At 71.8% G+C, this 26,123-nt stretch carries 18 protein-coding genes; 9 read left to right on the top strand and 9 right to left on the bottom strand.

What is annotated here, in order from left to right:
• Window positions 1–213: 213 nt before the first annotated feature.
• From ACTWOL_RS02430 to ACTWOL_RS02405, 6 genes are all read left to right on the top strand, one after another.
• The gene (locus tag ACTWOL_RS02430) at window positions 214–2,307 is read left to right on the top strand and encodes a SpoIIE family protein phosphatase (protein WP_474293797.1); all 2,094 of its coding nucleotides are present in this window, start codon (window positions 214–216) and stop codon (window positions 2,305–2,307) included.
• 764 nt (window positions 2,308–3,071) lie between these two features.
• A complete protein-coding gene (locus tag ACTWOL_RS02425) occupies window positions 3,072–3,866 on the top strand; it encodes an alpha/beta fold hydrolase (protein WP_474293795.1) in 795 nt (264 codons plus the stop codon).
• Window positions 3,867–4,194: 328 nt separating this feature from the next.
• Window positions 4,195–6,483, top strand: a complete 2,289-nt coding sequence (locus ACTWOL_RS02420) for an ATP-binding protein (protein ID WP_474293793.1) — start codon at window positions 4,195–4,197, stop codon at window positions 6,481–6,483.
• Window positions 6,484–6,686: 203 nt separating this feature from the next.
• On the top strand, window positions 6,687–7,445 hold the full coding sequence (locus ACTWOL_RS02415) for a YqjF family protein (RefSeq protein WP_474301078.1): 759 nt from the start codon (window positions 6,687–6,689) through the stop codon (window positions 7,443–7,445).
• Between the two features lie 159 nt (window positions 7,446–7,604).
• Window positions 7,605–8,144 (top strand): hypothetical protein, encoded by a 540-nt coding sequence (locus tag ACTWOL_RS02410; RefSeq protein WP_474293791.1) that lies wholly within the window; start codon window positions 7,605–7,607, stop codon window positions 8,142–8,144.
• A 152-nt stretch (window positions 8,145–8,296) separates the two neighbouring features.
• Window positions 8,297–10,129, top strand: a complete 1,833-nt coding sequence (locus ACTWOL_RS02405) for a serine/threonine-protein kinase (RefSeq protein ID WP_474293789.1) — start codon at window positions 8,297–8,299, stop codon at window positions 10,127–10,129.
• A 78-nt stretch (window positions 10,130–10,207) separates the two neighbouring features.
• Here ACTWOL_RS02405 and ACTWOL_RS02400 read toward each other — a convergent pair whose 3' ends face one another.
• The gene (locus ACTWOL_RS02400; protein ID WP_474293786.1) at window positions 10,208–10,945 is read right to left on the bottom strand and encodes an AAA family ATPase; all 738 of its coding nucleotides are present in this window, start codon (window positions 10,943–10,945) and stop codon (window positions 10,208–10,210) included.
• Between the two features lie 167 nt (window positions 10,946–11,112).
• Here ACTWOL_RS02400 and ACTWOL_RS02395 point away from each other — a divergent pair, with 167 nt between their 5' ends.
• Window positions 11,113–11,415: a hypothetical protein gene (locus tag ACTWOL_RS02395; RefSeq protein ID WP_474293784.1), complete on the top strand. Its 303-nt coding sequence runs from the start codon at window positions 11,113–11,115 to the stop codon at window positions 11,413–11,415.
• A gap of 42 nt (window positions 11,416–11,457) precedes the next feature.
• On the opposite strand, the gene ACTWOL_RS02390 is transcribed toward ACTWOL_RS02395, so the two are convergent.
• From ACTWOL_RS02390 to ACTWOL_RS02375, 4 genes are read right to left on the bottom strand one after another with little or no spacing between them, the layout of a single operon-like run.
• Window positions 11,458–12,756, bottom strand: coding sequence for a type III PLP-dependent enzyme (locus tag ACTWOL_RS02390; protein WP_474293782.1), 1,299 nt, complete (start codon window positions 12,754–12,756; stop codon window positions 11,458–11,460).
• Window positions 12,753–14,600, bottom strand: a complete 1,848-nt coding sequence (locus tag ACTWOL_RS02385; protein WP_474293780.1) for an IucA/IucC family protein — start codon at window positions 14,598–14,600, stop codon at window positions 12,753–12,755. The genes ACTWOL_RS02390 and ACTWOL_RS02385 overlap by 4 nt, the downstream gene beginning before the upstream one ends.
• 6 nt (window positions 14,601–14,606) lie before the next feature.
• Window positions 14,607–16,520, bottom strand: coding sequence for an IucA/IucC family protein (locus tag ACTWOL_RS02380; protein ID WP_474293778.1), 1,914 nt, complete (start codon window positions 16,518–16,520; stop codon window positions 14,607–14,609).
• On the bottom strand, window positions 16,517–17,710 hold the full coding sequence (locus ACTWOL_RS02375) for an ATP-grasp domain-containing protein (protein ID WP_474293776.1): 1,194 nt from the start codon (window positions 17,708–17,710) through the stop codon (window positions 16,517–16,519). Before ACTWOL_RS02375 ends, ACTWOL_RS02380 begins: the two co-directional genes overlap by 4 nt.
• Before the next feature lie 252 nt (window positions 17,711–17,962).
• Here ACTWOL_RS02375 and ACTWOL_RS02370 point away from each other — a divergent pair, with 252 nt between their 5' ends.
• Window positions 17,963–18,829, top strand: coding sequence for a (2Fe-2S)-binding protein (locus ACTWOL_RS02370; RefSeq protein WP_474293774.1), 867 nt, complete (start codon window positions 17,963–17,965; stop codon window positions 18,827–18,829).
• Between the two features lie 41 nt (window positions 18,830–18,870).
• On the opposite strand, the gene ACTWOL_RS02365 is transcribed toward ACTWOL_RS02370, so the two are convergent.
• From ACTWOL_RS02365 to ACTWOL_RS02355, 3 genes are all read right to left on the bottom strand, one after another.
• Window positions 18,871–20,301 carry an MFS transporter gene (locus tag ACTWOL_RS02365; RefSeq protein WP_474293772.1) on the bottom strand — a complete coding sequence of 477 codons (1,431 nt, stop codon included), beginning with the start codon at window positions 20,299–20,301 and terminating at the stop codon, window positions 18,871–18,873.
• Window positions 20,298–20,993, bottom strand: coding sequence for a TetR/AcrR family transcriptional regulator (locus ACTWOL_RS02360; protein WP_474293770.1), 696 nt, complete (start codon window positions 20,991–20,993; stop codon window positions 20,298–20,300). The genes ACTWOL_RS02365 and ACTWOL_RS02360 overlap by 4 nt, the downstream gene beginning before the upstream one ends.
• Window positions 20,994–21,139: 146 nt before the next feature.
• A complete protein-coding gene (locus tag ACTWOL_RS02355; RefSeq protein ID WP_474293768.1) occupies window positions 21,140–23,644 on the bottom strand; it encodes a SpoIIE family protein phosphatase in 2,505 nt (834 codons plus the stop codon).
• Window positions 23,645–24,189: 545 nt separating this feature from the next.
• Here ACTWOL_RS02355 and ACTWOL_RS02350 point away from each other — a divergent pair.
• Complete coding sequence (locus tag ACTWOL_RS02350; protein ID WP_474293766.1) at window positions 24,190–24,474, top strand: hypothetical protein; 285 nt, start codon at window positions 24,190–24,192, stop codon at window positions 24,472–24,474.
• Between the two features lie 83 nt (window positions 24,475–24,557).
• Here the strand turns inward: ACTWOL_RS02350 and ACTWOL_RS02345 are convergent, their stop codons facing one another.
• Window positions 24,558–26,120: a GMC family oxidoreductase gene (locus tag ACTWOL_RS02345; RefSeq protein WP_474293764.1), complete on the bottom strand. Its 1,563-nt coding sequence runs from the start codon at window positions 26,118–26,120 to the stop codon at window positions 24,558–24,560.
• Window positions 26,121–26,123: the final 3 nt, after the last annotated feature.

The raw sequence follows: 26,123 nt of genomic DNA, 5'->3' as shown, positions 1-26,123 counted from the left end.
GTAATGGCCTGACCGCAGTTTTCGCTCTCCGGTCCGGATCCGGTCTCGTTTGCTCATACGAGTGCCTTGGATAGGGTGATCTCGTAACAAAAGAAGGCGAAAATCTCCGTACGAGCAGCGGCGGCGCGACCCGTCGGCCGCGCTCGGCCGGAAGATCACCGGGGGCCGAGCGACCGGTGGTGTGCCCCGTGCCCCCGGGGTGAGGTCGTTTGCGTGGACACCCACGAGCACTCGAGCGATGTACCGGACCGGCTCTCCACGGCGGTCGGGTACGCGGGTGTGCTCCGCGAACTCCTCCCGGTCGCGCTCTGGAAGACCGACGCAGAGGGAACCGTCGTCGAATGGTCGCTCGCCGCCGGTGAACTGCTCGGCTACCGCCCCGAGGAACTGCTGGGCAGGAACGGGGTCCCGATCCTGGTCCCCGAGACCAACTGGGAGCTCGCCGACCGGCTGACCGAGAGGGTCATCGCGGGCGAGGAGATCGTCGGCGCGCTGCCGGTCCGCCACCGCGACGGGCACATCGTGCCCATGGAGATGTGGCTCTGCCCCTCCCCGGACACCAAGGGCGGCATGGGTGTTCTGGCCATCGCCATGGAGACGTCGGCGGTCCTGAGGATGCGCGACGGGCTGGCGGCGATGGAGGGCCTCTTCACCCAGTCGCCCATCGGGCTCGCCATGCTCGGGCCCGACCTGCGCTATCTGAGGGTCAACGACGCACTGACCCGGATGAACGGCGTCCCCGCGGCCGAACACGTGGGCAAACGGCCTTCCGAGGTGGCGCCCGGCGCCACCACCGCGGCCCTCGAGACGGTGATGCGGCAGGCCCTCGCCCGCGGTGAGCCGGTGGTCGACGCGCGCGGCACCGGCCGTACTCCCGCCGATCCCGACCACGACCGGACCTGGTCCTGCTCCTGCGCCCCGCTGCGGGACGGCAGCGGCCGCAGGCTCGGACTGATCGCCTCCCTGATCGACATCACCGAGGGGCAGCGGGCCCAGGCCGAGGCCGAGCGGGCACGAAGGCGCTTCGCCCTGCTGGCCGAGGCGGGTACCCGCATCGGGACCACGCTGGATCTGCGGCAGACGGCGGAGGAGGTGGTGCAGCTGCTCGTGCCCCGGGTGTCCGACTCGGCCGACGTGCAGCTGCTGGAGGAGGTGCTCGGTCCGGACGAGGCCGCGGCATCCAGCCACGGCGTGGTCCGCCGCCTCGCCGCCACCTTTCCCGATCCCGACTCTCCCACGGCGAAGCTTGCCCCGGGCATGACGTTCCAGGTCCCGCCGGGCTCGGTGTACGAGAAGGTCATCGCCGAGGGGCGTCCGATGAACCTCTACGAGTCGGACCTCCTCACCCTGATGCCCGGCCCGCAGTTCGAGCGGCTGCGCACCTACTTCGCCCACCGGATGCGCTGCGCACGCCTGGTCCCGCTGGTCGCCCGCGGCACCGTGCTGGGCGCGGTGGTGCTGGCGCGCACCCGCGAGCGAGAGGCGTTCGACGAACAGGACTGCGTGCTCATCGACGAACTCGTCGCCCGGGCCGCGCTGAGCATCGACAACGCGCGCCTGTACAGCTGCCAGCGGGAGACGGCGCTCACGCTCCAGCGCAGCCTGACGAACAGCTCGCTGCCCCGGGTGAACGGCCTCGAACTCACCGGGCGCTACCTCCCGGCCAGCGACCATGACGTGGGCGGCGACTGGTTCGACGTCATCGCCCTGCCCGACGGCAGGACCGGGCTGGTCATCGGCGACGTCATGGGCCACGGCGTCCACGCGGCGGCGGTCATGGGCCAACTGCGCACGGCGGTGCGGACCCTGGCCCGGCACGGGATCGAGCCGGACCGCATGATGGGGGCGCTGGACGGCGCCGTGGCCGATCTGGGCGAGAACGAGATGGCGACCTGCGTCTACGCCGTCTACGACCCGGTCGGCGGCTCCTGCGTGATCGCCAGGGCCGGCCATCCGCCGCCCGCCGTGGTCGACCCCCGGGGATCGGTCGCCTTCCTGAACGGCCCGTCGGGCACACCCCTCGGGACGGGCTGCCTCGCCTTCCGGACGGAGCCGGTGACGCTTTCCCCCGGGAGCCTGCTGGTGCTCTACACCGACGGTCTCATCGAGACCCGTGACCGGGACGTCGACCAGGGCATGCAGGAACTCGCCGGTGCGCTGGAGCGGCTCGACCGCCCGCTGGACGAGATCTGCGACCAGGTTCTGGACCGGCTGCTGCCTTCCGGCGTACAGGACGACGTGGCCGTGCTGCTCGCCCGCGCGACCCCGCGTCACGACGAGGACGGGGAGTTCCGCACGGTCGACTGACGCACTGTGCGTTCTCCCTTCTCGTGTGGCGACTTGTGCGGCTGATGGCGCGCGCGATGGCCGTCGACGGCACCACCTACGCCTACGCCTACGCGTACGCCGTGGTCACCGTGCCCGGCGGGGTACCAGCCCGGGTGCGGGCGAGACGGGTAGTGCGGGAAACAGGTAGTGATACCCGTACTTCCCACCCTGCCCAGGACCGCGGCATGCCGGACGGTGGTGGGGTCTGCTGCTTCCGAGACCTGCGAATCCTCAAGCCTCTGGCGGGCTGCCCTCGCCCGCCGGGGGTGTGCGAGAGATGCGCCGGCCGGGAGGGGGGGGCGCTGTTGCGCGGCCGGCTCGGTGGCGTGACACACCGCATAAGAGCTCATTGAAGTACAGGGGATCGTCTTCGTCATGCCGGAGCCGTACGAGCGGCCTCGTCCCACGGTGCCGGGGCGCGCGTTCAGGGGTTGCACCCCGTTCGGTAGAGCCACACACGGCCTTTTCGGCGCTGTCGGGATGCCGGTGCTTCCCGGGGCTCCGGGGCGCGCGAGCCCGGCAAGGTCCAGACGAAAGGCCGGTGTCGGCCGCAGCCGACGACGGGACTTGCGCAGTCTCCCCTTCCCATCCGGAAGTTCCCTGATGCCCGCTGAGATCACCCCCGGCCGTGACCCGCCCCGTCCTGCGCGGCACCACCAGGGACGCGGGGACGACGCTCACCACGACCGGCAGCGCCCCTGAGACCCACCCAAGGCACCACTCATCGAAGATTGGAACTCCCCATGTCCGCACGCCCTCTGCCCGAAGCCACCTTCGCCCGCACCGTCCTGGGCTCCGGCCCCGGACTCGCCCTCGCCCACGGCGCCGGCAGCAGCGTCGACAACACCTACGGCCCGATCCTCCAAGGCCTCGCCGCCCGTCACACCGTCGTCGGCGTCGACTACCCCGGCAGTGGCGACACCCCCCGCTCCACCGCGCCGCTGTCGCTGGACGACCTGGCCGACCAGCTCGTCGCCGCCGCCGTCGCCGAGGGCATGGACACCTTCGCCCTGTCCGGCTACTCCCTCGGTGGCGCCGTCGCCATGCGCGCCGCCGCCCGCCACCCCGAGCGCGTCACCGCCCTCGTGCTGACCGCGACCCTCCCCCACCCGGACAACCGTCTCACCCTCGCCCTGCCGATCTGGCGCAAGCTGGCCGAGTCGGGCGACCGCGAACTGCTGGCCCAGTTCCTGGTCATGATGGCCATGGGCGCAGACGCACTGGAGGCGACGCCGCAAGAGCAGCTCCGGCAAGCCGTCGAAGGCACCGCAGCAGGCGTTGTCGACGGCACTCCCGAACACGCCGAACTCGCGAGCCGTGTCGACGTCCGCGACGACCTGCCGCGCATCCAGGCCCCCACCCTGGTCATCTCCACCACCCAGGACTGGTTCACCTCCACCCGCCTGCACCACGAGATCGCGGACACCATCCCGGGCGCCAAGCTCGTGGAGATAGCCACCGGCCACCTGCCCATGGTCGAACGGCCCGAGGAGTGGCAGATGCTCATCACCACCTTCCTCGACCAGTACACGGCCTGAGCACACATGCGTGGGGCCGGCACGGCATGGCGTCCCGGCCCCACGCATGGAGCGCCCCCGGCCGTGGTCCCTGACCATGCGGCACGACAACCCCGGGTGCGGGGCCCGCGTGATCAGGCCGCGGACTCGTCGTATACCGACGCCGATACCAGGCCTCCGAGCGGCTCGGACCGTCATCTCCCTCGCGTTACTCTCCAGTAGACTTCGCTTACTGTCAGGGGATGGATTAATCTCCCGAAATGTGACCCCTGCAGCTCGGCCCGGCGTCCTGGACGGTGCCGGAAGACTGTCGGCTGACCTCACCAGTTTCGTCGGCCGGAGGCAGCAGGTGACTGCCGCGAAACAGCTTCTGGCAACCACCAGGCTGTTGACGCTCACCGGCCCCGGAGGGGTGGGCAAGACTCGCCTCGCCCTGCACGTGGCCGCCCATATGCGGCGGAATTTCCGAGACGGCGTGCGCCTCGTCGAACTGGCCGAATTGCACGACCCGTCCCTGCTCGCTCATACGGCGGCGGCGCAGCTCGGCCTGCATGACCAGCCTTCGCGCACGATGAACGAGATACTCATCGACTATCTCGGATCCCGCCAGTTGCTCCTCGTGCTCGATAACTGTGAGCATCTGATCGACGACTGTGCGCCGTTCGTCGATGTTCTTGTCCGAGCATGTCCGCAGGTGCGGGTCCTGGCGACGAGTCGGCAGTCACTCGGCGTGTACGGCGAAACCACCCTGGTGGTTCCCCCGCTGCCGGTACCCGGCCCCGAAGCGGTTCCGTCGCCGGATGCGCTTGTGCAATACGACTCGGTCAGGCTGTTCGTCGATCGCGCCGGCGGCGTTCTGCCCGAATTCGATCTCCAAAGCCAGGACTGCGCGGCAATCGCGCGGCTTTGCCGCGCGCTCGACGGAATACCCTTGGCGATCGAACTGGCCGTGGTATGGCTGCGCGCCCTGTCGCTCGGTCAGATCGAGGAGCGCCTTTCCGAACGCTATCGCCTGCTCACCGTCAGCCCGCGGAGCGCCCCCACGCGGCAGCGCACGCTGCAGGCGCTGATCGACTGGAGCCATGACCTGTGCTCGCAGTCCGAGCAACAGCTGTGGGCCCGCGCGTCGGTGTTCTCCGGCAGCTTCGATCTGGCCGCGATCGAATACGCCGGCGCCAGTGATGGAGTAGCGCCCGAGGAGATACCGAACATCGTCCTCTCCCTCATCGACAAATCCATCCTGATCCGCGACGAGCGCGACGGCTACGTGCGCTACCGGATGCTGGAGACCATACGAGAGTACGGTCAGGCGCGCCTCGTTGAGGCCGGCGAGCACGATGCCGTCCGCAGCCGCCACCGCGACTGGTACGTCCGCATGGTGGAGCAATTCCAGGCCGAATGGATGGGACCGGACCAAGAGGCCTGGATCGAGCGCCTGCGACTCGAGCACGCCAACCTGCGGGAGGCCCTCGGCTTCTGCCTCACCCGGCCCGGTGACGCCGTCACCGCACTGCGCCTGGCCGACAAGCTGGGGACCTACTTGGGCGTCCAGGGCTTCAACAGCATGACGCGCCACTGGCTCGACCAATCGCTGGCAGCAAGTTCTGAGCCTTCGCCGGAGCGGGCTTCGGCTTTGCGTCGAAATGGCTGGGTTGCTCTGCTGCAAGGTGACAGCGAGGTCGCACAGGCGCAGCTCGCCGAGGCCGCCGAACTGGCCGGACGGCTCGGCCTCGCGAACGAAAGCGCGTATGTGAGGCTCGTCGAGGGGATGAAGGCCGCATCCTCAGGGGACCTGGAGAAAGCCGCGCTGCTCACAGGTGACGCCATGACCACCTTCAGGTCGGGGCACGACCTCAGCGGCAGGCTTCTCGCGACGTCCATACACGGACTCCTCATCGGGCACAGGGGGGAGCGCGAGCAGGGCCTTGCCCTCCTCGAGGAAGCACTGGACATCACAGCGCGCCGCGGAGAGGTGATCTGGCGCTCCTGGGCCTTGCTGGCCCTCGCCTTCGTCGAGCTCGACCACGACCTGGAGCGTGCGCAGGCGGCAGCGCGCGAGGCTCTGGACTCGCGCCGCCGGATCAGCGCCAAGTTCCTGATGGCTTTCGCGTTCGACATCCTCGCCTGGGTGAACGAACGCCAGGCGCGCCATATCCGCGCAGCGACCCTGTTCGGTGCAGCCGCCGCCATGTGGCAGACGGTCGGCACATCGCCGGAATTCTTTCACCTGGTGAGAGGTGTTCACCAGCAGCACATCACCATGGCTCGCGAAGCCCTCGGTGACGACCGCTACGACACCGCGTTCCAGCGCGGATTCGGCCTTTCCGAACAGACAGCGGTCGACTACGCGGTCGAAACCGCGGCTCCGGCCGGCAAGCACTCGCAGGCGAGAGGCGAAGAGTCACCCTTGACGCCCAGAGAGACGCAGATCGCCAAGCTGGTCTCCGAGGGCTTGTCCAACAAGGAGATCGCCGCGCGCCTGGTCATCGCCCTTCGCACGGCCGAGGGACACGTTCAACGGATCCTCACCAAGCTCGACTTCACCTCACGCGCGCAAATCGCCGCCTGGTACGTCAACGACCGGCTCGCTCGGGAGCAGCAAGCGCCGGACGGCGATGCCGCGGCCGGCGCGCGGTAGGTAAGGGCTGTCCCGTCGGGATCAAGCGAGGCGTTGTTCGAGCCGTCAGTCGCAGCGAGAAGGAGCAGCCCGGCGGTATCCGCACCGAAAAGGCGGTACGGGCAGCTGAGCCGGTGGCGGCTCCGGCTCCCCGCCGTTCGCAAGCCTGCGGACAACCCGGCCTCGGGCCACCGGGACACGGCTGGAACACTGGCCCGGTGACCCTGATCCCGCTGCCCCCGGAAGCCATCACGCCCGACCCGCCCGGCGACACCGCCCGCCCCCTGCTCACCCAGTCCTGGCTCGATCTCGCCTTCCTGCACTGGAAGGCCGACCCGGACGAGGTCGCGGGGCTCCTCCCGGCCGGGACGGTGCCCGACACCCTGAACGGTGACACCTACGTCGGGCTCGTCGCCTTCCGCATGCACCGGGTCGGGTGGTTCCGGCTGCCGGGCATCCCCTATCTGGGCACCTTTCCCGAGACCAACGTCCGCCTGTACTCGGTCGACTCGCACGGCCGCAGAGGTGTGGTCTTCCGGTCGCTCGACGCCTCCCGGCTGATACCGGTGGCGGTCGCCCGCGCCGCGTTCAGGCTGCCGTACCTGTGGTCACGGATGTCCATCGAACGCGACGGCGACACCCTTACGTACACGAGCACCCGGCGCTGGCCGGGACCCCGCGGGGCTCACAGCAGGATCGCGATACGCGTCGGGGAGCGCATCGGCGAACCGAGTGAACTGGAGCACTTCCTGACGGCACGCTGGGGCATGCACAACGCGTTCTTCGAACGCTCGCTGTACCTGCCCAACACCCACCCGCGCTGGCCCCTGCACCGCGCGGAACTGCTCGGGTGTGACGAGGACCTGGTGCGGGCGGCGGGCCTTTCGGCACCCGTCGGTGCGCCGGTGAGCGTGCTCTACTCCCCGGGGGTCCCGGTGCGCTTCGGCCGCCCCGCGCGGCCCGGCGGTATCCCGACACCCTGAACCCACGGTGGGGCTTCGGCCGTCCGCGGACCCGGTCGGCTACGGTGAGCCACCGGAATGTGTACGTCGGGCGCGGCGGATCCCCGCCGCGGAAGGGCGCGCCATGATGACCCCGATCCCGGCCGGAGTCCGGGCCACTCTGCCCGGGACCGCTCCGGCATGACCGCTCCCGAGCCCGGATCCTCCCGGCAGCCGGTCGTCGCCACGGCCCCACGCGCCGGCGACATCGTCGCCGCACGGCTCAAGGAGCGGATCTACGCGACGATCACCCTGACCGCCGTCGTGGTGGCCCTCGCCGAGACGAAGGAGCCCGACCACCTCGAGGCCGCGCTCACCGTGGCCGTGACGGCGATCGGGGTCTGGCTGGCCACCCTGGTCGCCGATGAGCAGGCGCACAGGGCGGTGACCGGGCGCAGCGCCACCCGCCAGGAGATGCGGACGGCACTGCTCGTGTCCAGCCCGCTGCTGCTGGGAGCCGTCGGCCCGCTGCTGCTGATCGGCGCATCCGCGCTGGGGGTACTGGGGCTGGTCCCCGCGCTGCTGATCAGCGCCGGGGTGGAGGTCGCCACCCTGTTCCTGTGGGGCTGGCGCAGCAGCCTGGGTATGGGCAACGGGCCGTTCAGCGCGCTGGCGTCCGGGCTGCTGGACACGGCGATCGGGGTGGCGGTCATCGCCGTGAAACTCCTCGCGGGCCACTGAGCGCAGACGGCCACGGGGCAGCCGCGGAACGGTGAGCCGTACGGCGGCGGGAGCGGCAAGGGCGCACCCCGCCGCAGTAGGGCTCGGTGCGCCGTGCCGCTCGGCGGATCCCCTGTGCGACTGCCCGGCGCTTCCTCGTAAGCTGACCTGCCATGGACAACAGGGGGAGCGGCAGACGGGTCGTCGACGACCGGTTCGAGCTGCTGGGCAGGCTCGGCAGCGGCGGCATGGGCACCGTGTGGCGGGCCAGGGACGTCGTACTGCACCGTGAGGTCGCGCTGAAGGAGGTGCGTCCCGCGGAAACCGCGCTGCAGGACGCGGACCCCGCCCGGGCGCGGATGCTCAGCGAGCGGGTACTGCGCGAGGCCAGGGCGCTCGCCAGGCTCGCCCACCCGCACGTGGTCACGATCCACCACGTCGTCGACGGCTCGGGAAGCTCCGGCCAGGCGGCCGATCCCTATCCGTGGATCGTGATGGAGCTGGTCCCCGGCGAGTCGCTGCACGAGCGGCTCGCCCGTGGCCCGTTGACCTTCCCCGAGGCGCTGCAGGTCGGCCAGGGCGTGCTGTCGGCCCTGCGGGCCGCCCATGCGGAGGGCATCCAGCACCGTGACGTGAAGCCCGCCAACGTCCTCCTGCGCCCCAGCGGCAGCCCGGTGCTGACCGACTTCGGTATCGCCGCACTGCGTGAGTCGACCAGCCTCACGGCCACGGGCGATCTGATCGGGTCGCCCGAGTACATCGCCCCCGAGCGCATCCGCGGCGAGGAGGGCAATCCCGCTTCCGACCTGTGGTCGCTCGGCATGCTGCTCTACGTCGCCCTCGAAGGCACCCATCCGCTGCGCCGCAGCACCAGTCTGTCGACGCTGGTCGCGGTCCTCGACGAGCCGATTCCCGCGCCGGTGCGCTCGGGAGCGTTCACACCCGTACTGAACGCCCTGCTGATGCGGGACACCGCGGCGCGTCCGGACGCGGAGCGGCTGGAACGGATGCTCGCCGAGGCCGGCAGGGAAGCCCTGCGCTCGCCCGCCGCGCCACCGCACGCGGCCACTCCACCAGAGCAGCGGTTCGGTGCTCCGCCGTCCACCGTGCCGTCCGCCACGCCCGGGGGCGGACCGGTCGCGGGCAATCCGTATGCGGCGCCCCCGGTGCCACCCGCCGGCGGCAACCCGTACGGCTCGGCCCCCATGGCGCCCGTCGCCGGCAGCCCCTATGCCCCGACGCCCGTGCCCGCCACCGCCGGCGGTGCCTACGGCGCGCCCCACCCGCACACCACCGTGGGGGACGCGTACCGCGGCAACCCCGCCGCCGCGCCGGCGAAGTGGAAGCGGCCGGTGGCCGTGCTGGGCGCCGTGGCGGTGGTGGCCGCGGTGGCGGTCGTCGCACTGAGGATCATTCCTTTCGGCGCGGACGCGAAGCAGGAGCGGACACAGCAGCCGGGTTCCTCGGCACGGGCCGGTGACGCCTCCGGTGCGGGCGGCGGAGAGGGCGGCGGCGCCCGGAAGCCGACCGAGGTCGCGCTGCCTCCCTCCAAGGAGACCAAGAACCTCCTCACCCCGGCCGGTGTGCGCGGTGTGATCAAGGCGCTGAAGGAAAAGACGCGTACCACCAAGTTCCTCGAGTTCACGGTGTACGAGGAGTACGCGATCGCCGAGGTGCTCGTGCCCGGCAGCAAGAAGAAGTACGACCGGTACGAGTACCGCAACGGCTATGCCTCGAAGGAGGGCCCGGGCGGCACGGTCACCTTCGGGGACTCGGGACCGATCGACGTCGCCAAGGTGAAGTGGGACGTGCTGCCCGCGCTGATCCGGAAGGCCGACAAGGAACTCGGCGTCGAGAAGCCGACGATGCGTTACGTCATCGTCCGCGGCCCGGTCTTCGAGAACGTGCCCACGGTCAACGTCTATGTGGCGGACGAGTACAACGCGTCCGGGTACCTTGCCGCCGACTTCGACGGCGCGGTGGTGAGGACGGTCAAGGCCGGCTGAGTCCTCCTCGCCCACGTGTCCGGCCGCCGCGCGGCCCGGTCGCACGCACCGGCCCCGGCGACCGGCCCCGGTCCTGCCTCAGGCCCGGGGCCGGTCGCCGGGGCCGGGCGGCTCGATCACGTGCCGCAGATAGGCCTGCGGATCCGCGAGATACCGCCGCCAGTGGTCGACGAGGGCGAGCTCGTGCCACTCGACGTGCCGCATGCCGTGCTCGCCCACTTCGATGATGTCCGCGCCCGGCAGCGCGGTGAGCAGCGGCGAATGCGTCGCACAGATGATCTGGCTGCCGCTCTTCGCCAACTGGTCTACATGGCCGATGAGTTCGAGGCAGGACGCGAAGGACAGTGCCGCTTCCGGCTCGTCCATCACATAGAGCCCGGTCTTCAGGAACTTCCCCCGGAAGGCGGCGAGGAAGCCCTCGCCGTGGCTGACACTGTCCGGGGCGAAGCCCTCCCGGTCCAGGGCGTCGACGGCGGTCTCGGCGCGCAGGAAGAAGCCCTTGCGCGCCGACCAGCTGGTGGCCATGCGCCGGCCGCCCGGTGCGGCGTCGAACCGGATGGTCTGTCCCAGCACCGATTTGGGGCGGTGGGAGGCGTAGGCCCAGTCGTGCGAACCACCGTACGAGTCGAGGCCGAAGCCCTCCGCGAGCGCCTCGACCAGAGTGGACTTCCCCGAGCCGTTCTCGCCGACCAGGAAGGTCACCGGTGCCGTGAAGCGCAGGCCCTCCTCGACGAGCTGTCCGACGCAGGGGACGGACCACGGCCATGCGCCCGCGTCGTCCGGGAAACGGTGTGCGTACGCACGTTCGATGATCACCCGGTGATTCTATCCAGTGGCACTGTGTCGGCCGGGACAGGCGGGCGGGGCGCCCGGCCCGCGACGGCTCGCGGGCCGGCGGATTGCGGCCCGCCGCCCGCGGGGGCACCCTGGTCCCGGGACCGTCGGCTGTCCGGGTCGCCGGTCGTCGAGAAAGGGGTGCTGCGATGTTCGCGAGACTGAGCACCTATCAGGGATCGCCCGTGCCGGCTCACGGTGATCTTTCGGCGAGTTCGGAAGCAGTGGTCAAGCAGGTCCAGGACGCGCCCGGGTTCGTGGGCGTCTACTATCTCGTCGACCGGTCCTCGGGGACGGCGGTGTCGCTGACCCTGTGGGAGGACGAGCAGGCGATGCGGGACAGCGAGGAGAGGGCCGGCCTGATCCGAGAGGAAACCGCGCGCAGGGAAGGCCAGCGGATCACGTCGGTCGAGCGCTTCGAAGTGGGATTCAGTCACTTCAACCGCCCATGAACCGCTGACGCTTCAACCGCTGACGCTTCAACCACTGACGCCTCAACCGCTGACGGCGTCCAGGAAGTGGAACCCGGGCCGCGGATGCATCAGGAAGTCGTGGTGGGAGATGTTCCATGCGTACGCCCCCGCGAGCCCGAACACCACACGGTCCCCGGCCCGCAGTCCCGGCGCCGGCACACTTCGAGCGAGGACGTCCTTGGGCGTGCAGAGCTGACCGGCCAGCGTGACCCGGTCCAGCCGGGACACCGCCCGCGGCCAGGGATGCGGCCAGTGGTCCACCGGCAGCACCGCGCACGGCTGGTCGTGGCCCTTCGTCGCGGGGGTGCGCAGATGGTGCGTGCCCCCGCGGACCACGGCGAACTCCTCGCCGTGGCTGCCCTTCACGTCCAGGACCTCGGTGGCGTACCAGCCGCAGTACGCGGTCAGCGCACGGCCGGGCTCGATCCGCAGGCGCAGCCCTGGGTGCGAAGCGGTGAGCCGGGCCAGCCCCGCTCCATAGGCGGCCCAGTCGAACCCGGCCTCCGGATCGCGGTAGTCGACCGACATACCACCGCCGACGTTCACCTCGCGCAGGACGGTTCCGTGGCGCCCGGCGAGGCCTGCGGCCCAGGTGACGACGGACTCGGCGACGGCGATCTGCGCGGCGGCGTCGAGGCCGCTCGCGAGATGGGCGTGGATCCCGCGCAGTTCCAGCTGGGGGAAGGCGTCCCCCGCGGTGAGCAGGCGCACCATCGCGTCGGCCTCCGACGGGTCGATGCCGAAGGGCGTCGGCCGTCCGCCCATGGAGAGCGCACTCCCCTCCAGAGCGGCCTCGGCCAGCGGGAGATTGAACCGCAGCAGCACGGCGACGCGCTCACCCGGCACCACCCGGGCGGCCAGGTCCGCCAGCATCCGCAGCTCCTGGGCGCTCTCGACATGGAACCGTGCCACGCGCGCCGCCAGGGCCCCCTCGATCTCTTCCGGAGTCTTGCCGGGACCGCCGAAGGCGAGCGGCCGCCCCGGAACTGCCCGGGCGACATGGGCGAGTTCACCACCCGACGAGACCTCGAAGCCTTCCACGTACGGGCCGAGCGCGGCCAGGATCTCCGGCTCGGGGTTGGCCTTGGCCGCGTAGTACAGCTCGACACGGTCCGGCAGCGCGGACCGGACCGTGGCCATATGGCGCCGAAGGGCCGTCAGATCGTAGATATAAGAGGGGAGTTCACCGGACGGAAGCGCGAGGGCGTGTGCGCGCACCGCCTCGGTGGGCAGCCATGAGGCCGAGGGGCGGGCGGGCCGCGGTCCGGAGGCCGGCAGACCGCCGGCCGACGGATCGGTGGTCGAGGGGGCGGTGTTCACCGTGCGTTCCAGATGGCGTCGGCGGCGATCGCCCCGGACAGCACGTCCTCGGCGAGCGGGGAGGGCAGGCGGACATAGCCTGCCTCACGATCGGCTCTGCGCGCCCAGCGGGTGAGCAGATTGGCTTTGGCGGGCAGTGGTTCGCCCGCCAGCAGTGCGACGAGCCGGGGCGGCCGTCCATGCCGCTCGGAGTAGGCGCGCAGGGTCCGCTGCACCTGTGTCCACAGCGCCACCTCCGTGGCCGGATGCAGATCGGCGAGCGCGGCGAGCACCTCCGCGATGTGGTTCACCAGCAGGCAGTAGACCACCCTGTCCCAGCCGCGGTCGGCGTCATAGGTCAGCGGACGACCGATCTCGGGGCCGAGCGCGGCGAGGGTGTCCGCGTGGTGCTCGGGAAGCAGCTTGGTCCCCTCCAGGTCGCGGAAGAGGATCTGGGCCGGTCTGCCGTCCCCGTCCACGCCGACGACGACGTTCTGCAGATGCGGTTCGAGTACGACGCCGTGGTCGAAGTACGCGGCCAGCACGGGCGGTACGAGCAGCTCCAGATAGGCGCGCCACCACGAGAGGGCTGTACCGGGGTCCCCGTCGGCCAGCAGCCGTGAGACATGGCCCGGCCCCCCGGGGTACTCGTCGGCGACGGCACCGGCCAGCAGCGGGGTGACCCCGGGGCGGAGCCTGCCGCCGAGCCCTTCCCGCACGATCACCCCGAAGCCCTCGAGCAGGGCGAGCTCGGGTGTGCCGTCCGCACCCGGAAGGGCGACGCTGCGGTAGCCGGGCTCCCGCAGCAGACCGCTGTCCGGGAAGCGTGCGGCCAGGTCGGCGAGTGCGGGGCCGAGCAGACGAGTGAGGGCGACCGCGCCGTCGAGTTCGTAACGGGCGTTCTTGCGCAGGCAGTTGGTGATGCGCACATTCAGGCTGAACTTCAGGAACACCTCACCGTCGTAGAGGGTGCGCACGGACGCGGTGGCGGCGAACGGTCTGTGCCCCCTGCCCAGGTCGAGGATGTCACCGCGGCGCAGCGCCTCCCGCAGCGCCGGATGGTCCCGCAGCAGGCGGTATTGCCAGGGGTGCGCGGGCAGCAGCCGGTAGCCGTCCGGGACGGGACCGAGGCGGTCGAGCGCCTCCAGCGGGTTCGCGGCACGGTCTCCGCCGTACTCACCGGGCGGCGTGTACGGCACCGACTCCTCGACGACCAGACGGTCACGGACGGCCAGCAGCCGCAGCGGGAAGGACGCGGCCGCCTCGGGCGCGTAGGCGGCCCAGGCGACGGGGTCACCGCCCCGGGCCTTGGGCGTCGGGTGGAAGCGGTGGCCCAGGGCCAGGGACTGCTCCGAGGCGAGATAGGCGGCCAGCGGATCCATGCCTCGCGGCCGGACCGCGGCCGCGCCGACGGGCCCCCTGCGGGTGGCCAGGGACGCGGAGACCCCCTGGTGACTCGAGGCGACCTGGGCCAGGAACTCGTCGTTGCCGGTGCCCGTGCGCAGGGAGAGCTCCGCATGGATGTGCTCCGCCAGCCGTTGCCAGCCGAGTGCGGCCCAGCCGTCGTCCGTCTGCTCGGCGACCGGACCGGAGAAGCGGTGCGCCCCGAGCAGTGAGGTACGGCGCAGCCCCACCCGCAGCAGCACCCCGCGGCGTGGCAGACGCAGCAGCAGACGGCCGTCGATGACCGCGGTCTGGTGCTCGGGCCCGGAGACCTCACGCAGCAGGCAGTTGAGCAGGGTGTGGGCCACGGCCTCGTCGGCGGTGGGCGGTCCGGCCGGTGCGCGGCGCTGCGCGGGTGGCCGCGGAGTGTGACCGGAAGGGTGGTGCGAGGACTGATGAGCAGAGGAGCGGGTGGACGTCATGGGCGGTCACACTCCCCGCAGCAGATAGTTGGGGCCGGTCGTGTAGTACTTGTTGATGTCGGACGCTCCCGAACGGTCCTTGGTGAGCAGGGTTCCCGCGCTGACCATCGCCTTGACGGGCAACTGCGCCGCGTCCAGGACATGTTCGCGCAAAACGGCGCCGGCCTCACCGGGCCCCGTGCCGAGGCGCTCCGCGGCTTCGGTGAGCCGTGTGCGTACGAGCGCCAGCAGCCGGTCTGACGTCGCCGCGCGGCCGTGCCGGGCGAGCCCGAACGCGTAGGCGCCCGCGCACAGATGGACGGTGATGGTGGTGAACAGATCGAGGACCGGGCGGTCTTCGTCGACGGTGATCCGGGGATCGTCCAGGGCGGACAGCTCCGGGGGCGGACCTCCGAAAGCCGCCGCAAGACGGACCCGGTTGATCCGCGGCCCGTCGTTGTCCTTGAACAGCAGTCTGATCCGCGGGCTGCCCGCCCGCTCGTCCCACGCCACCGACACGTTCTGCTGATGGGACTCGAGGGCGATTCCGTAGCCGAGGAGCATGGTCTGCCAGTCGATGAGGAGCGACAGCACGTCGTCGAACAGGGCGGCGGTGTCACCTCCGTGGAAGCGGTCGGTGAGATGGTCGACGACCAGCCGGCCGCCCGGAGCCCGGCCGAGCAGGGCCGCCATCGGCACGACGGCCGCGCCGTCGAGTCCCGCGTGCCAGCGGCGCGCCAGCACACCGAGCAGCTCATGGCCGGCATGGGCGTAGCCCGTCTCGTCGGCGTGCAGCACGGTGTCACGGAAGCGCGGCTCACGGGCGATCACGGACTGGAGCAGCCGTTGCACCGCCGCGCCGTCGGCCAGGGTGCCCGGCTTGATGGTGCGCCGGTTGAGTCTGCCCAGGGTGGAGGTGGCCAGCGGGAGTTTGAGGTGCAGTGAGGGGTCGTCGGCGAGGGCCACGGTGCGCATGGACAGCGTGGGCACGACGTCCAGGTGGGGTCTTCGGGCCAGCACGGCCCGATCGGTCAGTCCGGCCGTGCGCAGAGCCTGCCGCAGCGGCCCGGAGGCCGTCAGCGGATGGACCGGGAGTGCGAGGTGGCTGTCGTCGAGTCCGGGGATACCCAGGGACGAAGGGCGCGGGAAGGCGATCTGTCCCGCTACGGTGACCGCTTCCCTGGGCAGGGCGAGCCAGCGCAGCGCGAAGCGGGGGTGGAATTCCGGCGCGTACGCGCGCAGCGAACCGGGCGTGAGCCCGGACCGGCCGCGAGCGGTGGGGTAGACGGGGTGGTCGAGCCGTGCGGCGAGGGTGTCATGGGCGAGGGACCCGGCCGGCCCGGTCCAGTGGGCGGGGTCGGCGCCGTAGCGAGCGGACAGTGCCCCGAGCACCTGCTCGTGCGAACCGTCGTGCAGACGCACGGTGGCGAGAGTCTGCCGGCACTCCTCGGCGAACGCGTCGAACCCGGGACGGTCCTCGTCGGCTGCGAGGGTCCCCAGCGCGGCCAGGATGCCGTCGCAGGTCGTCAGCAGCGCCCCGGTGGACTCCCGTCGCAGCAGGGGCCGCCGGGCGGCCCAGCGGCACTGGAAGCCGTCGTCGCACACCGGCAGCAGCAACGCGTCGGGCCCGGGTGTCCCGAGCCGCAGCCAGGTCCCGTCCGGGCCCTTGACCGCAGTGCTCCGGGTGCGCAGTCCGAGCACGTCCTCGCGCAGCAGCGCGCTCAGGACGCGCAGGACCAGCTCCGCCTCGGCGCCGGTATCGGCTTCGGTGTCCGCCGCCTCGTCCGTGCCCGTCCCCGGCGTGATGCCCGTCTCCGTCTCGGCGTGCGTGCCTGCTTCGGTATCCGCGTCTGATGGGGTGTCCGCGTCTGCGCCGGTGCCCGTACGCGTCCCGCGAACCGCTTCCGCATCCGCCGTGGCACCGGCGGCCGGTGCCGTCACGGTGCGATCTCCCAGCATTGCGCGGCGAGGAACGTGGTCACGGCCCGGTCCACCCGCTCCCGGTCGGTGCCGGTCGCCCGGACGACACCCAGGAAGTCGCGGTTGGTGCCGTGGAGTTCATGCCGTTCCCCGACGTCCCGCAGCGGTCGGTACGTCAGCCTGACACCGTCGGACTCCAGATCGGCGGCGCCGGGCGCGGCGACCAGGGTTCCGGCGCGGTCCGCATACGGATAGTCGAGCCGGGCGGCTCCGTCGGTGCGCGCCCCGAGATCATCCGGCAGCGGTTCTCCGAGATGCGTCCGCAGGATGTTCTCGAAGAGGGGGACACCCAGCAGCTCGGCCAGCAGCAGATCGCACTGGTCCCCGATGGCGCGGTAGTTGACCTCGATGATGCGGGCGCGCCCCTCGTGCACCACGAATTCCGTGTGGCAGGCCCCGAAGCCGACCCCGAGGGCGTCGAGTTGGGCCAGTACCTGGTCCTGAATGGGCCGGGGGTGGACGGGGACGTAGGTCAGCCGCTCCTCGATGAAGTACGGGGGCGCGGACAGCTCGGTGTGGAAGCCGCCCAGCACATGGCGGACCCGTCCGTCACCCAGTGTCTCGAGCGTGTACAGCCCGCCCGGCAGGAACTCCTCGAGGACCAGCGCGGCACCCGGCCGGCGCGTCCGGATCTCCTCACAGCGCACCTCAAGCTCCCGTCCGTCGCCGACGAGGACGACGTCCTCACTGGCCACACCCTCGCGCGGTTTGACCACACAGGGGAAGGGCACCCCGGCGCGGTCGAGCGCCGCGGCCGGGTCCTGCCCGGCGGGCAGCTCCGCCGAGCGGACCGTGTCGGCACCGCGTGCGGCCAGATGACGCCGCATCTCGGCCTTGTCCTTGGTACGCAGTGCGGCCCGCCAGTCCTTGGCGGGCAGCCCGAAGTAGTCCGCGGCCAGGGCGGCCTGGGTCTGCAGATGGTCGCTGTTGGTGAAGACCGCGTCCGGAGGCCGGTGGGCGGAGATCCGGCCGATCACCGCACGGAAGTCCCGTACGTCGCACGCGAGGACCTCGAGGTCCGGACGGCGGGCGCGGTGTGCCGCGGGCTGGTCGGTGAGCACGGTGATGTCTATGCCCAGCCGGCCGGCCGCGGGGAGGAATCCCTCGCTGACCGAGTCGGTCGGGTTCAGCGCGAGCAGATACATCCGCATGAGGGATCACTTCCGTGCCTGAGGTGCGTGGCCCCGGCCGGAGGTCCGGGGCATGGTCCTGTCCGGGTGATCTCCGCCGTCCTCGGAGATCACCCGGACAGGACCATGGGGCGAGAGCCTAGGTTAGGCACACCTAAGTCTGTCAATTCGCCGCGACGCGGCCCCGGTTGACGCGGATGGATCTTCATATGGTTAAGGTGAGCCTTGCCTTACCGAATCCCTGGTGTGGTGACCGTACGCTGAGGAGCGCCCGTGACCCTGGCCCCGGCACTACCGTCGGCCGGATCCGCCATGAGCTGCAACGCGCTGCTGGCATCCGTCTACCGGCGGCTCCGCGCGGTCTGCCCGCCGTGGGAGGCCGACGTCCTCCCGCCCGGCATGCCGGCCGGCCAGGGGTGGGCCGACGGTGCGGAACTGGCGTCCCGTCCGGAATGCCTCGACGTCTTCCTCGAGTCCGAGGCCCTGGGCATCCAGCGGGAGTACGGTCACACCGCCCGCCCCGACGTGGTCGCCTCCCGCGCGCTGCACGGCTATCTGTGGTCCGTGTGCCTGCTGATGAGCGGCCCCTGGTACCTCGAGCGCCGGGTGCCCCGGATCCGCCCGGCCGACGTCAGGGTCGCCCTCGCCACCGGTGGCTACGCGGTCGTCCCCGGGGGCTTCGCCTGTCTGCCTGGCGACCCCGCCGCGGCACTGCCGGGCGTACGTGTCGTGGCGCACGAGGAGGCGCTGCGGGCCGAGTTGCGTGCGGCGGTCGCCGACCATGTGCGGCCCCTGCTGGCCGCGATGGGGCCGCGGCTGCGGCGGGGGCCGCGTGCCCTGTGGGGCATGGTGGGCGACGACCTGGTCTCCGGGATCTGGTACCTCGGCCGGATGCTCGGGCAGGAGGAGCAGGGCGTACGGGCGGCCCACGAACTGCTTCCCGGCCCCCTGCCGCCCTACCCCGGCGGAGCGGACTTCCGGCGGCTCGCCGGGCGCGACGGGCGCTCGCACCCGACGCGCGACCGGCTCGGCTGCTGCCTGTACTACACGATCCGCCCGGCGGAGGCCTGCGGCACGTGCCCCCGCGTCTGTGACGCCGAGCGCCTGCGCAGGCTCGAGCCGCAGGGGCCGTCGGCCTGAGAAGGCGGCCGCCGTGGGTGCTTTTCGGCCCTCCACGCCCCTCAGGGTGCGTCCGCCGTGACCGGATGCGGCTTGCGCTCGGCCACCGCGCGCGTGCGCCGTGGAAGCCCGCAGGCGATCACTGCCCCGGCCGCGGCGGCCGCGGCGAGCACCCCCAGAGTGAGCGGCATCGCCGACGCGAAACCGCCGGTTGCCAGGTGTGCGTCCCCCTGTGGCCTGCCCGGGGCCGCGGCGCCCAGCAACGCGGTCGCCGCGGCGATCCCCAGCGCAGGACCGATGTTCATCACGGTCTGCTGGAGCCCGCCGGCCACCCCCGCGTGGTGAACCGGTGCCTGGCGTACGACGACGGCGGTCGCGGTCACCATCACCGTGCCGAACCCCGCGCCCAGCAGCAGGAACGACCCCCCGACCGCCGTGGACGAGGCCGTCGGGCCGAGTCGTGAGAGCGCGAGGATGCCGGTGGCGAGGAGCAGGGCCGCGGCCACGGCCGTCCGCCGGGCTCCCCACCTGCGCAGCAGCCGCGCCGCCACCGGGGCGCCCACCACCATGCCCACCGGGCCCGGCAGAGCGGCCAGCGCGCTCCACAGCGGATCGAGGCCGAGAACGCCCTGAAGGAAGTACGTACCGACGAACAGGGCACCGAACATCGCGGCGGAAGCCGCCAGCAGTACGGCGAGTGACGAGGCGACGGGTACCGAGCCGATCACAGCCGCGGGCACCAGCGGGTTCGGGGTGCGGCGCTCGTGCCTGACGAAGGCCGCCGCCGCCACCGTGGCTCCGGTCGCCGCCGCCGTGGTCGTCGTGGTCCAGCCGTCATCCGGGACGCCGGCGAGCGCGTACACCAGGCAGGCGAGCGCAGCCGACAGAAGGGCGGCTCCCGGCATGTCGAGCCCGGTGGAACGGTCCTGCGGCACCGGAACGCGGACGGTCAGCGCGAGCGCCCCGACGGCGAGCGCGGGTACGACGTTGAGGAAGAAGACGGCGCGCCAGCCCAGGTGGGTGGTGAGGGCTCCGCCGACGACCGGGCCGGCCGCCGCTGCCGCGGCGATGGCGCTGGTGCGCAGGGCGATGGGCCGTGCGAGCCCGTCACGCGGATACACGGCGCGCAGCATCCCGAGGGTCGCCGGCTGGAGCAGGGCGCCGAAGACCCCCTGGACGATGCGCAGGGCGATCACCCAGCCGACGTCGGGGGCGAGGCCGATCCCCGCCGATGCCGCGCCGAACCCCAGCGTCCCGGCGGCGAAGCCCCGCCGGTGGCCGTAGCGGTCGCCCAGCCTGCCGGCGAAGACGAGCAGCCCGGCCACGGCGATGAGATATCCGGTGCTGGTCCACTGGACCTGCGCGAACGAGGCGTGCAGATCCCGTTGCAGCGTCGGCTGGGCGATGGTCAGTACGGTGCCGTCCAGAGCGACGATCGAGGCACCGGCGATGCTGCAGACGAGTGTCGCGCCGCGGTGGGGTGCCCCACTCATCGGCTCACCGGGCCGAGATGGGCGTCGAGCGCGGCCTGGAGCAGCGGCTCGACATCGTCGAGCCCGGCTACGAGGGGAAGGCTGCCCCACAGCCACAGTTGGGCGATGCCGTGCAGATTCGCCCAGAGCGCCGCGGCGACGACGGACGGCGCCGCCGGGTCCCCGGCCGTGTCCGGCGGGGTGTCTGCGACCGCGCCCGGCGTCGTGTTCGCCGCCCGGCCGGGTGCCGCGACCGGTGCGGAGCCGTGAGCGGTGCCGCCTGCGGAGCCGAGGTGCGGGCAGGCCCTGGCCACCAGCTCGACCAGCAGACCGAACAGCGGGAGGCTCGTTTCCCGCAGGCCCAGACGATTGCTCTCCAGCAGATCGTGACGGAACATCAGCTCGAACATGCCGCGGCGGGTGAGCGCGAAGTCCAGATAGGCGCGCGAGAGCGCGGCCAGCTGCTCCCGGGGGTCCGCGGGCACCTCCGCGATCGTCGAGGCGGCCCGGTCGGCCAGCTCCGCGAAACCGCGGCGTGCGATGGCGGACAGCAGATCCAGGTGGGACGGGAAGTAGCGCCGCGGCGCCCCGTGCGAGACCCCCGCCCTGCGGGCGATCTCCCGCAGGGACAGCGCCTGTACCCCCTCCCGGAGCACCAAGTCGACTCCGGTATCGATCAGTCGGGCGCGCAGCCCTGTGTCCTCTTCGGTCATAGACACTGTCTACCAAAACTTGGTAGACAGTGTCTACTCGTGGGTACGCGAGGGCGGGGGTGTCGTGACCGGGGAAGGGAACGGGGACGCGGGTGGGGACGCGGGTGGGGACGCGGGTGGGTCGTGTCGTGCGGGGCAGCGACGGGCTACGAGGCTTTGGCAAGCCGCTCCCGCGGCGCCAGCGGGATCTCGGCCCACACCTGCTTGCCGCCGGACAGCGGCACCGACCCCCACGCCGCCGTGGTCGCCTCGACGATGAGCAGTCCACGGCCGCCCGTGGCTTCCCAGTCCACGGCGGCCGGCTTCACGGGGCTACGGGGCGAGGTGTCGTTCACGGCGATGCGCAGCCGGTCGGCGGAGAGCGTCAGCTCCAGGCGGACCTCGCCCTGTGTGTGAGCGATGGCGTTGGTCACCAGCTCCGAGACGACCAGCAGGACCGCGTCGAGCTCCTCCACCACGCCCCACGAGCGCAGCGTGCGGGCCGTGTAGCGCCGCGCGTGCAGCACCGCGTTGGGGAGCCGCCACACCGTCCAGTGCGTCCGCAGGGGCCGGACCCGGGTGCCGTCGTAGCGCAGGACCAGCACGGCCACGTCGTCGTCACGGCGGTTCGCGCTGACGAGGAGCTCGTCGGCGACCCGTCCGGGCTCGCTCGGATCGGCCGCGGCGAGCACGTCGCACACCCGCCGCATGCCGTCGTCGACATGCAGGGTCGAGGATTCCACCAGGCCGTCCGTCAGCAGGATGAGCAGGGTGCCGGGGGCGAGGCCGGCCTCGTTCAGGGGGAATTCCTCGTCGGCGAGTACGCCGAGCGGGGGGCCGCCCTCGATGGCCATCACCTCGGTGCTGCCGTCGGGGAAGCGGATGACCGGCGGCAGATGGCCGGCGCGCACCAGCCGGGCGATGCCCTCCTCCATGTCCAGGTCCACGTAGAGGCAGGTGGCGAACAGATCCGTCTCCATGCCCACGAGCAGCCGGTTGGCGCGGGCGACCACCACATCGGGCGGATGGCCCTCGACCGCGTAGGCCCTGACGGCCGTGCGCATCTGGCCCATGATGGTGGCCGCTCCGGCGCTGTGGCCCTGTACGTCCCCGATGACGAGCGCCACATGGCCGTCGCGCAGCGGAATCACGTCGTACCAGTCGCCGCCCACCTCGAGCCCGGCCGTCGCGGGCAGATAGCGGGCCACGGCCACCCCGCCCGGCAGCTCCGGCAGCTTCCGGGGCAGCAGGCTGCGCTGCAGCATCGTGGCCAGTTCGTGCCCGGCGTCCAGCGCATGGGCCCGCATCAGGGCCTGGCCTGCCAGCCCGGCGGTCGCGGTCAGCAGCGACCGCTCCTCCGTTTCGAACAGGTGCTCTTCGTCCCACCCGACCAGGCACACCCCGACCATCCGGCCGTCGGACGGGAGCGGGAGCACGGCCAGCCCGCCGGGCCCGATGCCCCCCAGCCCGGGTTCGAGGTCCGCGCCCGCGGGCCAGAGGCTCACATGGCCCTCCCTCAGCGCGGTCTGCAGGGTCGGCAGGGCGTGGGTGGGCGCGTCGGGCCACTCGGATCGCCACTCGGAACGCCAGAGGTCCGGCCAGGCATCCGGTTCCGGAGGGTCCAGGAGGGTGACGACCAGCCGGTCGGCCTCCAGCTCGGCGACGGCGACCCGGCTGGCCCGCAGCGGTTCCCGCAGCGAGTCGACGACGAGCTGGCTGACGTCCCGGATCGTCCTGGCCCGCGCCAGAGTGGCCGAGAGCCGCTGGACGATGGAGACCTCGTCGGCGCTGGGACGCAGATAGGCGGCGTCGGCGACCACGCCCAGGACCCGCTCCGGTGTCCCGTCGGCGTCCACCTCGACCCGGCATCGAAGCCCCAGCCAGCGCAGCTCGCCGCCCGGGCGGCGGATGCGGAACGCCAGCTGCTGCGAGGTGGCGGACAGCCGGTCCGGTTCCACGACGGCCATCAGGGCGGGTATGTCGTCCGGCACCGCGCAGGCCAGCAGGGTCTCCACCTGGCCGTCGAAGTGCTCGCGATCGATACCGAGCAGGTCCAGGACGTGCGCGTGCGCCTCCATGCGTCCGGTGCCCAGCTCCAGGATGAACGCGCCGCCTCGCAGCGGCACCAGACTCTGCCCGAGCTGGGGCCGGGGCGTGGCACGGCCCGGGACACGGGCCGCGACGGATTCGAGCCCTGCCGCGACCTGGTCGGCGTAGAGCTCCAGAAGGCTGCGGCGGTCGGGGCTGAAACCGTCCGTGACCTCTCCCGCCACCACCAGGCACCCCAGCTCCTTGGCGCCGCGTCCGAGGGGCAGGGCACCCAGGGAGACCTTGGCGGTCGACGATCCTGGCGTGTTCCGCATGATCCGGCCGGGGAAGTGATGGGGGTCGCTCTCGATGTACGCGGCGAGTTCCTTCGGGTTCAGCCACAGTGAGGCCCCGGCGCGGAAGGCGTCGGCGGCCGGTGAGTGCCCCTCCACCGCGAGGATCGCCGGCAGCCCGTAGAGCACACTGCGGTCGCCGGTCATCTCCGCCAGATGGAGCTCCTGGCCCCCCTCGGCGAGCACATAGACAGCGGCCAGCTCCGCCCCACAGAACGCAAAGCTTTGCCTGGTCACTGTCTGTAGCGCCTCCCTGCGCGGGCAGCCACCGCCGGCGGCCCCTCCCTCCATGCTGTCCCGCTCCGGACCGAGTGGGCGAGTCAAGGAGCGGACGACGCCATGGTTGCGGGGGGTGCCGACTCGGCGAAGACCTTACTGGCATGGTCGCGCATTCGGCCATGGGTGTGCGCGGGCAACCGTCGCGAAGCGCGGAGCGGAGCGCTGCATAGCGGCCTGTTGCCGCGCAGATCCGTCCAGGTGACGTGGCCGGACGACGTGGCCCGGTGGCCGGAAAATACGGGCGTCCGGTCGCCGCCCGGAGCCAGACGAAGGGCCCGGGCCCCGGGCCGAGCCGGTGCCGGGAGTGTGGTCGGGCCGCCGCGTGCGTGAGCCGGCGCTCCTCGCCCGCGCGGCGACGGCGAAGTCACAGGTTGCCGGCGGTGTGCGGAGGCCGTGCCCCGCGCCCCGGGGACCGTCAACCGAGCGCAGGCCAGGGGTCGTTCGTAGAGCAGTGACACACCACCACAGGGCCATTCGGGTGGTCGTCGGCCCCTTCCGCAACCGGTCCCGGCGGTGGGGGACTCCTGGCTTTCAGTGTCACCACTGAGGAGGCTCTCATGGCTGTTGATCTCTACCGTTTTCCCGGCGCCGACATCTTCGGCAGGCTGGGCGATTCCAGCGGTATCCACGCCGGTGACTTTCTTCTGCCGGCCCCCGATCCGGACCAGCGGCTTCCCATCGCGCTGAGCCCGGCGGATTCACGTCGTCTGGACCTGCACACGGCTCTCACCTCCGCCGGGATCGCGCCGCTGCCCGGCGACCTCGAAGCCATCGAGGCACTCTGCCTGCTGGACGACACGACCAACGCGACGCTCCGGCGCTGGATCACCAGGACACCCTGAGGGCTGTCCCGCAATCCCCGGCCCACGGTCCGAGGCCCCCGATCCGGGCCACGGACCGTGGGCCGTTGCCGTTCCCGTCGCCGTCAGCCTTCCCTGACCATGTCGGCGCACTTCTCGCCGATCATCATCGTGGTGATGCACGGATTGACCGCGGTGAGGAACGGCATCACCGAGGCGTCGGCCACCCGCAGCCCCCGCACACCCTTGACCCGGAGCCGGGCGTCCAGCGGCGCTTCCGCGTCCTCGTCCGCGCCCATCCGCACCGTGCAGGCCGGGTGGTAGACGGTGTTGTGCGTGTCGCGCACGTACGCGAACAACTCCTCGTCGCTGCGGGCACCCGGGCCCGGAGCCAGCTCCGCACCGGCCCAGTCGGCCATCGGAGCCTGCGCCACGATCTCGCGGGCCAGCCGCAGCCCGTACGTCATCACACGGCGGTCGTGCTCATGGGTGAAGTAGCGCGGGTCGACCATCGGCTTGTCCCGGAAGTCGCGGGTGCGCAGCCGCACCGTGCCCCGTGAACGGGCCCTCGTGACGTTGGGCGTGAGGCAGAAGGCGTTGTCCGACGTCGGATAGCCGCGCCGGTAGGTGTTCATGTCGAAGGGCACGGACCCGTAGTGGAACATCAGGTCCGGCCGGTCCAGACCCGGTTCGGTGCCGGTGAAGATCCCGATCTCCCACCACTGGGTGGAGGTGGTGACCATGGGCTGCTTCGCCTCCCACATGATCAGGCCCTCCGGGTGGTCCTGCAGATTCGATCCGACCCCGGGGGAGTCGACCCGGACGTCGATCCCCACCCCCCGCAGATGTTCCGCCGGTCCGATGCCCGAAAGCATCAGCAGCTTCGGCGAGTCGATCGCACCGCAGCACACGATGACCTCGCGCCGCGCGGAGACGGCTCCGGTGCGAACGGTGTCCGGCTCCAGATACTCCACACCGGTGCAGCGCCCGTCGTCGCCGAAGAGCAGGCGCCGGGCCTGGCGGCCGGTCCGCACCTCCAGATTGGGGCGCTTGCCGAGCACCGGGTGCAGATACGACACCGAGGCGGACGCCCGCGTGCCGTCGGGAAAGGAGTTGATCTGGAACCAGTCGGCTCCGCGCACCACGGTGGTCCCGGTGTTGAACGGCGTACGGGGAATACCGGCCGCCTCGCACGCCTCCAGCAGGGCGCGCCCGCACGGGTCGCGCGGGGGGACCGTGCGCAGATGGACCGGGCCCGAGCGCCCGTGGTGGCCGCCGGGCGCCTCATTGGTCTCCAGACGCCGGTAGAGCGGGAAGCAGTCCGCGGCGCTCCAGCCGGTGCAGCCCATCGCGCCCCACTCGTCGAGGTCCTCGGCGGGTGCCCAGAAGGCGATGCAGGAGTTGTGCGAGGAGCAGCCGCCGAGCACCTTGGCCCGGGCGTGCCGCAGGAAGTCGTTGCCGTGCTCCTGGGGCTCGATCGGGTAGTCCCAGTCGAAGCCGGACCCGAGCAGGGCCATCCAGCCCTCCAGCCTGAGGACGCCGTCATCGCCCACGTCCGACGGTCCGGCCTCCACCAGGCAGACCGTGACGTCCGGATCCTCGGTCAGCCGCGCGGCGATCACGGCTCCCGCCGTGCCACCGCCGACCACCACGTGGTCGAACTCCGCCAGGGGGCTGTCTGTGGTCATCGG

The organism is Micromonospora sp. IBHARD003 (assembly GCF_056106285.1).
Note: the sequence above shows the minus strand (reverse complement) of the source record. Positions and strands in the feature narration are given on the sequence as shown.